This is a genomic window from Pseudoxanthomonas sp. 134C1, from assembly GCF_057773065.1.
Genome location: NZ_JBYMTH010000001.1, coordinates 565,420 through 577,061 on the forward strand (window position 1 = coordinate 565,420; position 11,642 = coordinate 577,061).

Here is an 11,642-nt window from a genome sequence, read left to right on the forward strand (position 1 = left end):
CGGAGACAGGCGTTACATGAGTGAGAGTGAGAGCGATAACGACATGGGTGGCGTGCTGTACCAGGACGCGGATCTGGCGATCATCGACAAGCCGGCTGGATTGATGGTCCACGACAGCAAGCTGGCGCGAGGCGAAACCGAGTTCCTCGCCGATCGCCTGCGCGAACACTTCGGCAAGCCGATCTTCCTGATTCACCGGCTGGATCGCGCGACCAGCGGATGCCTGCTGGTCGCCTTCGACCGGGACGTCGCCTCGGCGCTGGGGCGTACCTTCATGTCGCGTGAAGTGGAGAAGGATTACCTGGCCATCTGCCGGGGGTGGCCGGAGCCGCACATCGATCTCGACTATGCGCTCGATGGTGGACCCGGCAAGCCGGAGAAGCGGCCGGCGCTGACCCGGTTCACCTGCCTGGCCACGGGTGAATTGCCGATACCGTCGGCGGGATTCGCCAGCTCACGCTACGCGTTGCTGCGCTGCCGCCCGGAAACCGGGCGCTTCCGCCAGATCCGCCGACACCTCAAACACCTGTCGCACCATCTGATTGGCGACAGCAGCCATGGCGACGGCCGCCACAACCGCAACTTCCGCATGCGGGGCGTGCATCGCATGCTGCTGCACGCGGTGCGGCTGTCGTTCCTGCATCCGGTCAGTGGCGTGCGGATCGAAGCCATCGCGCCGCTGGACGCGGAATTCCGCCGCGCCTTCGGGCTGTTCGGCTGGGACGAATCGCTGCGCTGATGGATCCTGGCGGCCGAGCACGCCCCGCTCTACCGGAGAACGTGGAGCGGAGCTTGCTCCGCTCCCGCCCGGTCAGGCAATCCTCAACGCCGCCATCACGATCAGCGCCAACGCGCTGGCGAACCCGATCGCCCATACCAGGCTGCGCAGCGCGGCCTGGTTGGCGATGTAGAGCACGCCATGCAGCACGCGCGCCACGATGAAGACGATCGCCAGCAGGTTGATGGTGGCGGGATCGACGCCGGCAAGCTGCGCCATCAGCACGCCGGCGACAAGGGCCGGGAAGGATTCGAAACCGTTGAGGTGCGCGGCATGGGCGCGATGCGAGCGCGGGTTGTCCTGTCTGGCCTGCCACTCGCGCGGCGCGCGGTTGTTGTAGCGCTCGCCCGAACGCTTGGCGATGGTGACCCAGAGGTAGGGCAGGACGGCGGCGATCAGAATGCACCAGTAGGCGATGGACATGGATTCCTCCTTGGACTGCCGCATAGCCTAGCCGAAGCGCGTGCGACGCAGGGGCGACGTCGGTCCGGAATGCCCGTCGCGCCATTGGATGCATTCCCGTCACGGGACATGGGCCTGAAACAGCAACGGCGCCCTGGGGCGCCGTTGCCGTCATGCGTCGCGGCTTACTTCGCCGCCGGCTGCATCATCTTGTCGCGGGCCGCCTTGAACGGGTTGCCCGGGTACCAGTTCGGCCACTTGTCGCCGCCGGCGATGTCCTTGCCGACGCCGTACAGGGCTTCCAGATCCTGCACCGTGCCATCCAGCTTCCAGGTTTCCGGATAGTACTGATCGCTCGGCGAGTGATAGTGCCTGGCGTAGTCCTCGGCCGCCTTCTTGCCGGCCTCGGTGCCACCCTCGACCAGATCCTCGCCGCCATCGGCGTACAGCGCGGGCACGCCGGCCTTGGCGAAATTGAAGTGATCCGAGCGGAAGTAGAAGCCGCTCTGGACCGAGGTCTCACCGTGCAGGGTGCGGCCCTGCGCGGTGGCGATCGGCTTGAGCACGTCTTCCAGTTCCGAACTGCCGAAGCCGACCACGGTGATGTCCTTGGCCTTGCCGGCCACCGACATCGCATCGATGTTGATCACCGCCGCGATCTTGGCGAGCGGGAAGGTCGGATGGGCGACGTAGTACTTGGAGCCGAGCAGGCCGGATTCCTCCAGGGTCACCGCCAGGAACACCAGCGAACGCTTCGGCTTCGGGTCCTGATGGGCGAAGGCATCGGCGATTTCCAGGATGCCGGCCACGCCGGTGGCGTTGTCGATCGCACCGTTGTAGATGTTGTCGCCGGTTTCACCCTCGTGCTTGCCCAGGTGATCCCAGTGCGCCATGTACAGCACCGCTTCGTCCTTGCGATCGGTGCCCGGCAGCACGCCGACCACGTTGCGCGAATTCTTTTCGCTGATGGTGCTCTTCAGATCGATGGAGGCCTTGGTCTTCAGCGTCACCGGCTTGAAGCCGCGCTGGTTGGCCGCCTTGTAGGAAGCGTCCAGATCCAGGCCGGCATCGGCGAACAACTGCTTGGCCGCTTCAGCGGTCAGCCAGCCCTGCACCGGGATGCGGCGTTCCGGATCGTCCTTGGCCGGCAGGTCGTACTGCGCGCCGGACCAGGAGTTCTTCACCACGTCCCAGCCGTAGCTGGCGCCGGGCGTATCGTGGACGATGAACGCGGCGGCGGCGCCCTTGCGCGCGGCTTCCTCGAACTTGTAGGTCCAGCGCCCGTAGTAGGTCATGCGCTTGCCTTCGAACAGCTTCTCGTCGCCGGTGTGGAAGCCGGGATCGTTGACGAACATGACGACCGTCTTGCCCTGCCAGTCCTGGCCGGCGTAATCGTTCCACTGCTGTTCCGGCGCGTCCACGCCATAGCCGACGAACACCATCTCGCTGGCGTCGACCTTCACTTCCTTCTCGCCGGTGCGGGTACCGGCCACGAAGTCCACGCCGAACTTCAGTTCGCGCGACTTGCCGTTGCTTTCCAGTTTCAGCGCGGTGCCTTCGCTGGCGGTGGTCTCCACCATGGGCACGTCCTGGAAGAAGCTGCCGTTGTTGCCCGGCTGCAGGCCGATGCGCTTCATCTGCGCTTCCAGATAGGCGACGGTCTTTTCCTCGCCGGTGGAACCGGGGCCGCGGCCTTCGAATTCGTCGGAAGACAGCGTCTTCACCAACTGGGCGAAATCGGCCTCGTTGATGGCCGGAGCGAAGGCGTGATCCGCGGGCGCCGGGGCGGCGGGAGCGGCGGCGACCGGCGCTTCGGCTTCAGGCTTCTTGCACGCGGCGAGCAGGGTGGTGGCGGCCAGGATGGCCGCCGCCAGAGGGAGCTTGCGGGACATCGGGATTCCTCAAATCCAGGAATCCCGAGTGTATGCGATCGTCCCGCGCGATGTGCCCGGCGCTCAGTCGGCCGGTGCGGTCGGGGTGTCGAACGGCCGGGCGGTGGCGCCGGTGACCGGGCCGATCCTGGCCGTACGGTGGACGTGCAGGACCACTTCGCGTTCGAACACCAGCGGACCGTCGATGGTGGCGTTCGGGCCGATCACGATGCGCGGCGGACGCTTGCGCTCGATGTTGAAGTTGCCCTTGGGCTTCTCGACCTTCAGCCCGCCACGCACGTGCGAATCCACGCCGACGGTGATGTCGCCATTGACCGTCTCGATGCCGCCGCCCACTTCGGTGCCGACCAGACCGATGGCGCCGTTGACGGTGGAGACGCCTTCGCGCACGCGGCTGCCGCGATCCAGGAATATCGGGCCATTGACGGTTTCCACGTCGCCATCCACCTGGACCTTGCTGCCGGCGCGGATGCCGCCGTTGACCGTCTCGATGCCGCCGGTGCGGGCGCCGTCGCCAATCTTGAGCGAGCCGTTGACGGCTTCGACAGAGCCCGTCGTGGCATTGTCCTCGACGGTGATGGATCCGTTCACCGTGCTCAGATCGCCATGGTTCTGGCCGGCCTGGGCGGTGATGGAGCCGTTGACCTTGGAGATGTCATTACCGGCGAAGGCGGGCGTGGCCGCCAGCGCCAGGGTCAGCAGCAGGGCAGAGGATGTGCGGGTCATGGTGAAGTCCTGTTCGTCGAAAGTTACGGGTTGGATGCCGGTGCGGCCGCCAGGGTTTAAATCGCCGCGCGAAGCGCTGGGGCGGCCGCGTTCAGGGTAACGCCGCCATCGCAGCATGCTTCGCTACAATCTTCACCTGCCTGAAGTCACCGGAACCCCCACCGTGTCCCCATCACCGTCCGCCTCCCCGCGCCCCAAGCCCGTCGTCCTGCTGATCCTGGATGGCTGGGGCCATCGCGAAGACCCCACCGACAACGCGCTGGCGCAGGCGGACCTGCCGAACTGGCGACGCCTGCTGGCAACGGCGCCGCATACCCTGATCCACACCGAGGGTCGCCACGTGGGCCTGCCGGATGGCCAGATGGGCAATTCGGAGGTCGGCCACATGAATCTGGGCGCGGGCCGGATCGTCTACCAGGACCTGACCCGGATCGACGCCGCCATCGAGGATGGCAGTTTCTTCGAGACCGCCGAACTGGTGGCGGCCTGTGACGCCGCCAAGGCGGGCGGGCATGTCCTGCACCTGTTCGGCCTGCTGTCGCCGGGCGGCGTGCACAGTCACGAAAACCATATCTTCGCCATGCTCGATCTGGCACATCGCCGCGGCGTGCAGAAGGTCGCCGTGCATGCCTTCCTGGATGGCCGCGACACCCCGCCGCGGTCCGCCGAGCCGAGCCTGCGCGCGCTGCAGGAGCGGTGTGCCGGGCTGGGCAATGCCCGCTTGGCCACGGTCAGCGGCCGCTACTACGCGATGGACCGGGACAAGCGCTGGGATCGCCTGCGCAAGGCCTGGGATGCCATCGTCGAGGCGCAGAGCGAATACCACGCCGCCGACGGCGTGACCGCGCTGGAGGCCGCCTACGCGCGCGGCGAGAACGACGAATTCGTGCTGCCGACGGTGATCGACGGCACCGAGCCGATGGCCGATGGCGACGCGGTGGTGTTCATGAATTTCCGCGCCGACCGCGCACGCCAGCTGACCGCGGCGTTCGTATCGCCGGATTTCGACGGGTTCCAGGCGCGCCGCCCGCGGCTTTCGCGTTTCGTCTGTCTGACCGAGTACGACGCGAAATTGCCGGCGCCGGTGGCGTTCCCGCCGGATGATCTGCGGCACACGCTGGGCGAACTGCTGGCCGAGCAGGGCCTGACCCAGCTGCGCATCGCCGAGACCGAGAAGTACGCGCACGTGACGTTCTTCTTCAGCGGCGGCCGCGAGGATCCGTTCACCGGCGAGGAACGCATCCTCGTGCCCAGTCCCAAGGTCGCGACCTACGACCTTCAACCGGAGATGAGCTGCCCCGAACTGACCGCCAAACTGGTCGACGCGATCGGTTCCGGCCGCTTCGACGTGATCATCTGCAACATCGCCAATCCCGACATGGTCGGCCACAGTGGCGATCTGCAGGCCGCGATTCTCGCCGCGCAGGCGGTGGACCAGGCCATCGGCGCGGTGGACGCGGCGGTGCGCGCGGCGCATGGCGCGCTGATCATCACCGCCGACCACGGCAACCTGGAAATGATGCGGGATCCGGAAACCGGGCAGCCGCACACCGCGCACACCGTCGGGCCGGTACCCCTGGTGTACGTGGGCGAGCGCGCGGCCAGGCTGCGCGCGGGCGGCGCGCTGCGTGACGTCGCTCCGACCCTGCTGGATCTGCTGGGTCTGCCGCAGCCGGCCGAGATGTCCGGCCAGTCGCTGATCGCCGCCGCGCAATGATCCCGCGTCCGCTCCGCGCCGGCATCGCCCTGCTGATCACGCTGGCCATGATCAGCGGCGGCACCCTGGCGCAGAGCCAGCGTGACGCGCAGAAGCGGCTGGAGAAGGCGCGCGGCGAACTGAAATCGATCGCCCAGGAACGGCGCAAACTGGAGGGCGAGCGCGGCGACGCTTCGCGCAAACTGCGCGCGGCCGACGAACAGGTCGGCCGCAGCAGCCGCACGCTGTCGGAGACCGAGTCCTCGCTGCGGCGCGAGGAAACCGCGCTGGCCGAGCTGCAGCAGCGACGCGAGCAGATGCTGAAGCATCTGGGTGGACAGCGCGAGCAGTTGGCCGCGCTGGTGCGCTCGGCCTACACGAGCGGGGGCGACGCACCGTTGAAAGTCCTGCTGTCGCAGGACCGGGCCGCCGATGCCAGCCGCACCCTGGCCTACCACGGTTACCTGCAGCGGGACCGGGCGGCGCGGATCGAGAGCCTGACCACCGAGCTGCAGGCACTGGCGCAGGTCGAGCAGGACATCGCCACGCGGCGCGCGCAACTGGATGCCGATCGCCAGCGTCTGCGCGGACAGGTGAACCAGTTGCAGCGTGATCGCCAGACCAGTGCGAAGCTGATGGCCGATCTCGATCAGCGCTACCAGGATCGTTCGGTCCGGGAGAAGGCGCTCGGCCAGGACGTGCGTTCGCTGGAGCGCCTGCTCGCCAACCTGCGTGCGGCGGCGGCGCGCGCCGAGGCCGAGCGCAAGGCGGCCGCACGCAAGGCGGCCGAGGAGCGAGCCCGCGCGCAGGCTCGCCAGGGTACGACCCGAGGCACGGAAACCCCGGCGCGCCCGCGTCCGGAAGTCGCCAACGCGCCGGCATTGAAGGTCGGCGGCCTGGGCTGGCCGCTGTCCGGCAACCTGCTGGCCCGCTATGGCGGACGGATGCCGGATGGACGCACCAGCTCGGGCGTGCTGATCGGTGCGCCCGCCGGCAGCACGGTGACCGCGGTGGCCGACGGCACGGTGGTTTTCTCCGAATGGATGACCGGATACGGCCTGATCCTGATCGTCGACCACGGCAATGGCTACATGAGCCTGTACGCGCACAATGAAAGCCTGCTGCGCGACACCGGTGATCGGGTCAAGCGCGGGGAGCCGGTGTCCAAGGTCGGCACATCCGGCGGGCAGGGCACGCCGGCGCTCTATTTCGAACTGCGCCGAAACGGCCAGCCGGTGGATCCGGGCAGCTGGCTGCAGCGGCGCTGAACCGGGGCGCCATTCACGGCCGGTTCGCGCATAATCGGGCGAACTTCATGGACCGCGCGGAGTCCATGATCCGCCGCTTTCCCCACGGAGCTTCAATGCGTTCATCCCTGCCCCTGGCCCTGCTGCTCGCCCTCGCCGGCGCACCCGCGCTCGCGCAAGAGACCGCCAAGGAACCGGAGGTGGGCGCCAGCGACGACCCCTCCGCGGCGGAAACCGCGCCCTCGAAAGTGCCGTTGGAGGAAATCCGCCGGTACGTGGCGGTGTTCAACGCGGTCAAGGAGGCCTATGTCGAGCCGGTCGATGATCGCAAGCTGATGCAGTCGGCCATCCGTGGCCTGCTGCTGGATCTGGATCCGCACAGCATCTATTTCGACAAGGAAGACGCGCAGGCATACGACGAGCAGACCTCCGGCGCCTACGAAGGCATCGGCGTGGATCTGCTGCAGCAGCCGGACAATACCCTGCTGGTGGTCTCGCCCATCGACGACACGCCGGCGGCGAAGGCCGGTGTCAAGGCCGGCGACGTGATCGTGGCCATCGACGGCAAGCCGATCGAGAAGACCGACGGCATGGAGCCGCTGCGAGGCAAGCCCGGCAGCAAGGTCACCCTGACCCTCGTGCGCGAGGGCGCCGCCAAGCCGTTCGACGTCAGCCTGGTGCGCGATGTCATCCGCATCGCCAGCGTGCGCAGCCGCCTGCTCGAACCGGGCTATGGCTATGTTCGTGTCAGCGCGTTCCAGACCGAGACCGCGGCCGATTTCCAGAAACACGTCGCCGATCTGAAGGCGAAGGGCAAGCTGCGCGGATTGGTGCTGGATCTGCGCAGCAATCCCGGTGGCCTGCTGCTGGCGGCGGTGCAGATCGCCGACGACCTGCTGGAGAAGGGCAATATCGTGTCCACCCGCGGCCGCATCGTGGTCAGCGATTCGCGCTTTGACGCCACTCCGGGCGATCTGCTGGATGGCGCACCGGTGGTCGTGCTGGTGGACGCCGGTTCGGCCAGCGCGTCGGAAGTGCTGGCCGGCGCGCTGCGCGACAACCAGCGCGCGCGCATCGTCGGCAGCCGCACCTTCGGCAAGGGATCGGTGCAGACGGTGTTGCCACTGGACAACGGCGATTCGGTGAAGCTCACCACCGCGCGCTACTACACGCCCAGCGGCAAGTCGATCCAGGCGCGCGGCATCGTCCCGGACGTGGAACTGCATCCGGAGTCGGTGGACAAGCAGCCTGAAATCATCGATTACAGCGAAGCCACCTTGCCCGGCCATCTGCGTGGCGATGACGAAGGCCAGGAAGGCTACGCCTCGGGCGAAGTTCTCGACGGCGAGAAGCCGATCGCCGCCGCCCTGGCCGAACTGAAGAAGCAGGTGGCGTCCGCGGCCGCGAAGGCGCCCGCCACCCGGCGCTGAGGGGAGCCGGCCTCAGGCCGGCCGTTCCGCCACCAGCCCGTACATCAGCGGCAGGCTCGGCATCGTCGCCGGCGGATACATGCGCCGGCCTTCGCCTTCACGCATGCCGTCGAACCCGCGCCAGCCGTTGGCGTAGGGATACTCCCGCAAGCGGCGCAGCCGCAGGCCCGCGCGCAGCAGCGCATCGACCACTTCGCCCAGGCTCCACTGGAACTCGTAGCTCGGATGCGGATTGCGGAAGTCCCGCACGCCCGCCTCGTTGCCCGAGGGCGACAGCGCATCGCCGGACAGCGCCACGTAGTCGCTGACGCCGTCCTCCCAGACCAGCGGCTCGCCATGGGCGAAGTACGGATACTTCGGTTGCCACTGTGGATCGAAGATCATCGCCACCGGATGGAATTCGACGCAGACGAAACGTCCGCCGGGTTCCAGCACCGCCGCCAGCCCGCGCGCCCACGCGTCCAGATCCGACAGCCAGCAGAGCGCACCGTAGGAACTGAAGGCCACGTCGAACCGCCTGTCGGCGTCCCGGGCGTGTTCGAACCAGTCATATACATCGGCGCGTTCGAAGTCGGCCGTGATGCCCGCCTCGTGCGCCAGCCGGCGGGCGAAATCGGTCGCGGTGTCGCTGATGTCCACACCGATGACCCGCGCGCCCCGTCCGCCGAGGCTCAGCGTGTCCTGGCCGGCATTGCATTGCAGGTGGACCAGGCGCAGGCCGTCAATGTCGCCCAGCAGGGCAATCTCTTCCGGGAACAGCGTGCTGCCGCCGGCGCGGAAGAAGGCCGCCTGGTCGCGCTTGTGGCTGTTGTGAGCCACGGTCGCGGCGTTCCAGGACCGGCGATTGCCTTCGTGAAGATCCTTGCGCATGGCGGATGGCGGGAAAGGATGGGAGGCCGATTCTAGAACGCCGGTTCCGGCAGGATCACATCGCGGTATCGCCCGCCCTCAAGGCAGGGAAGGATCGCCGGCCACCTTCGCAGCGGTCGCGCCGTGATTGCGCATGATGCGGTTGAACAGCGGCGTGGCCATCAGCGTGGTCAGGATCGCCATGATGACCAGGATCGAGAACAGCCCGGGTTCGATCACGCCCGCCTGCAATCCGATGTTGATGATCAACAGCTCCATCAGGCCGCGCGCATTCATCAGCGCGCCGATCGCCTTGGCGTCGTGCGGAGATTCGCCGGACAACCGGGCGGCCGCCCAGCAGGCGATGGCCTTGCCGCCGAAGGAGGCCAGCAGGATTGCCGTCGCCGGCAGCAGCATCGCCGGATCCAGGAATACGGACAGTTCGGTCTTCAGGCCGGAATAGGTGAAAAACAGCGGCAGCAGGACCACCACCACCATCGGCTGCAGCAGTTCGCGCAGGCGTTCGGTGAGCACACCGCGCGGCAGGCAGGCGCCGAGGATGAAACCGCCGAACACCGCATGGATGCCGATGGCATCCATCGCCCACGCGCACAGGAAGAACAGGGCCATGATCCAGGCCAGCACCGACGGCGGCAGCGGCCCCTGTTCCGGAACACGGGCGGCCAGCGGTTGCAGCAGGCGCCGGCCCGCCAGCAGCATGAAGGCCAGATAGGCGATGCCGCCTCCGATGGCCAGCCAGGCCTGCATCCAGCTGCCGCCGAAACTCGCCAGCACGATCGCCAGGATGCACCACGCCGCGGCGTCGTCCATGGCGCCGGCGGTCAGCGCCAGGGTGCCCAGTGGCGTGCCTGCTAGGCCACGCTCGTGGATGATCCGCGCGAGCATGGGGAACGCGGTGATGGCGATGGCCGCGCCCAGGAACAGCGCCACCTCGATGAAGCGGGTTTTTTCCGAGAACAATCCGGGTACATGCTGCAACCAGGGCGCCAGCGCGAAGGCGAGCAGGAACGGCACCAGGATGCCGGCCCAGGACACGGCCATCGCGCTGCGGTAGCGCGCACGGAAATGGTCGGCGCGGAACTCGGTACCCACCAGGAACATGTACATGCCCACGCCGACCTGTCCGGCGACATAGAGCATGTCCATCGAGGCCTTGGGAAACAGCAGCGCCTGCGTTTCCGGCAGCAACGCGCCGAACAGCGAAGGGCCGAGGGTGACGCCGGCGATCATCTCGCCGACCACCTGGGGTTGTCCGAAACGTTGCGCCAGCCGGCCGACCAGGCGGCAGACCAGGATGATGACGCCCGCCTGCAGGAAGAAGTAGACGGACAGTTGCGCTGTGGACATCAAGACGACCCCGGGACTCGACGCGCCATCATAGGCGGTCGACAGGGGCGCGGGAGCGTAGCGGGCGTTACCGCGGAGAGACGATCAGCGCGGCTTGGCCGGTAACGGGAATGGCGTGACGACTTTCTCGCCGGTGGCGGCGTCGCGGATGGCCGACTGGCCTTTGCGCTCCACTTCCTCGACCCGGATGATGCTCTGCATCGGCAGGTGCAGGACCCGGGTGCCGCCGAATTCGTCGCGCAACCGCTCCTCGGTGGGATCGACCACCAGGCCGTCATGCAGATCGAACACCAGCTCGCCCACTTCGGTGAAACCCCACAGTCCGCTGGCGGCCACGTGGCCCGCGTACAACTCGTAGACCTTGTTGTGGTTGAGGAAGGTGACCTTGTAGAGCTTCTTCGCCATGGGCCGGGGACAGTAAACAGTAACTGGAATGCGATGCGGTGGGCTTGAAAATGAGGCAGTCCCGTCGCGGGTTCAATAGCCCTGCCGCTTGCGCAGGCGCCGGGCGATGGCGGCGCGGACGAACAGGGCGAACACCACCCCGAACAGGAAACCGGCGATGTGCGCCGACCATGCCACCGCGCCGAAGGCCGGACCGGTATAGGCGAACACGACCTGCAGCAGCGCCCAGATGCCGATCAGCAGCGAGGCCGGCGCCTTGACGAACTCCAGGAACAGGCCCAGCGGCAGCACCACGCCCAGCTTGGCGGTCGGGAACAGCGCCAGATAGGCGCCGATCACCGCCGAGACCGCGCCGCTGGCGCCAATCACCACCCGATCGGGAGCGCCAATGGTCAGCACCGCCGCCAGGTTGGCGACCGCCCCGCCCAGCAGGAACAGCACCAGGAAGCGCCAGGGACCCATCGTTCGCTCCGCCGGCATGCCGAAAATCAGCAGGAACACCAGGTTGCCCAGCAGGTGCGCCCAGTCCGCGTGCAGGAACAATGCGGTGAACAGGCGCAGGACGCTGCCGTCCTGCAGATCGGCCAGCCAGGCCGGCAGCGAGGTCAATCCGCCCGACAAGGCACCCCATTCCTGCAGCAGGCGGGCGCGATCCGGCTGCATCGCCGCCCACAGGAAGGCCAGCCACAGCAGCCCCAGCAGCGTGGGCGTGGCCCAGCGCAGGGAGGGCTTCCGACGGGAGGGCAGGGAGACGAACATGCCGGCTCACTTTACCTCGCAGCGGCTGTCCGACGTGTCCTTTCCCTGTTCAGGGAATTACGCGGGACCCTGCCATGAGTTTGTTAGCTT

11 protein-coding genes are annotated in these 11,642 nt (G+C 67.5%); 4 read left to right on the top strand and 7 right to left on the bottom strand.

The features are described 5' to 3' along the window. The first annotated feature begins 16 nt into the window (after positions 1-16). Positions 17-739 carry a pseudouridine synthase gene (locus tag AC3DEZ_RS02475; RefSeq protein WP_488386790.1) on the top strand — a complete coding sequence of 241 codons (723 nt, stop codon included), beginning with the start codon at positions 17-19 and terminating at the stop codon, positions 737-739. Between the two features lie 72 nt (positions 740-811). Here the strand turns inward: AC3DEZ_RS02475 and AC3DEZ_RS02480 are convergent, their stop codons facing one another. From AC3DEZ_RS02480 to AC3DEZ_RS02490, 3 genes are all read right to left on the bottom strand, one after another. After that, complete coding sequence (locus tag AC3DEZ_RS02480) at positions 812-1,201, bottom strand: MAPEG family protein (RefSeq protein ID WP_488386791.1); 390 nt, start codon at positions 1,199-1,201, stop codon at positions 812-814. 164 nt (positions 1,202-1,365) lie between these two features. Beyond that, positions 1,366-3,072, bottom strand: a complete 1,707-nt coding sequence (locus AC3DEZ_RS02485; RefSeq protein ID WP_488386792.1) for a M28 family metallopeptidase — start codon at positions 3,070-3,072, stop codon at positions 1,366-1,368. A 63-nt stretch (positions 3,073-3,135) separates the two neighbouring features. Next, the gene (locus AC3DEZ_RS02490; protein ID WP_488386793.1) at positions 3,136-3,798 is read right to left on the bottom strand and encodes a DUF4097 family beta strand repeat-containing protein; all 663 of its coding nucleotides are present in this window, start codon (positions 3,796-3,798) and stop codon (positions 3,136-3,138) included. Positions 3,799-3,961: 163 nt separating this feature from the next. Here AC3DEZ_RS02490 and gpmI point away from each other — a divergent pair, with 163 nt between their 5' ends. From gpmI to AC3DEZ_RS02505, 3 genes are all read left to right on the top strand, one after another. After that, a complete protein-coding gene (gene gpmI, locus AC3DEZ_RS02495; RefSeq protein WP_488386794.1) occupies positions 3,962-5,515 on the top strand; it encodes a 2,3-bisphosphoglycerate-independent phosphoglycerate mutase in 1,554 nt (517 codons plus the stop codon). Continuing rightward, positions 5,512-6,762 carry a murein hydrolase activator EnvC family protein gene (locus AC3DEZ_RS02500; protein WP_488386795.1) on the top strand — a complete coding sequence of 417 codons (1,251 nt, stop codon included), beginning with the start codon at positions 5,512-5,514 and terminating at the stop codon, positions 6,760-6,762. Before gpmI ends, AC3DEZ_RS02500 begins: the two co-directional genes overlap by 4 nt. A gap of 95 nt (positions 6,763-6,857) precedes the next feature. Next, positions 6,858-8,171, top strand: coding sequence for a S41 family peptidase (locus AC3DEZ_RS02505; protein ID WP_488386796.1), 1,314 nt, complete (start codon positions 6,858-6,860; stop codon positions 8,169-8,171). Between the two features lie 12 nt (positions 8,172-8,183). Here the strand turns inward: AC3DEZ_RS02505 and AC3DEZ_RS02510 are convergent, their stop codons facing one another. The 4 genes from AC3DEZ_RS02510 to AC3DEZ_RS02525 all read right to left on the bottom strand — a co-directional run bounded on the left by AC3DEZ_RS02510 (position 8,184) and on the right by AC3DEZ_RS02525 (position 11,552). Continuing rightward, positions 8,184-9,041, bottom strand: a complete 858-nt coding sequence (locus AC3DEZ_RS02510) for a class I SAM-dependent methyltransferase (protein WP_488386797.1) — start codon at positions 9,039-9,041, stop codon at positions 8,184-8,186. A 78-nt stretch (positions 9,042-9,119) separates the two neighbouring features. Next, positions 9,120-10,388 carry a cation:proton antiporter gene (locus tag AC3DEZ_RS02515; RefSeq protein WP_488386798.1) on the bottom strand — a complete coding sequence of 423 codons (1,269 nt, stop codon included), beginning with the start codon at positions 10,386-10,388 and terminating at the stop codon, positions 9,120-9,122. A gap of 84 nt (positions 10,389-10,472) precedes the next feature. Beyond that, on the bottom strand, positions 10,473-10,793 hold the full coding sequence (locus AC3DEZ_RS02520) for a DUF1820 family protein (protein ID WP_488386799.1): 321 nt from the start codon (positions 10,791-10,793) through the stop codon (positions 10,473-10,475). Between the two features lie 72 nt (positions 10,794-10,865). Then, a complete protein-coding gene (locus tag AC3DEZ_RS02525; RefSeq protein ID WP_440469327.1) occupies positions 10,866-11,552 on the bottom strand; it encodes a rhomboid family intramembrane serine protease in 687 nt (228 codons plus the stop codon). Positions 11,553-11,642: the final 90 nt, after the last annotated feature.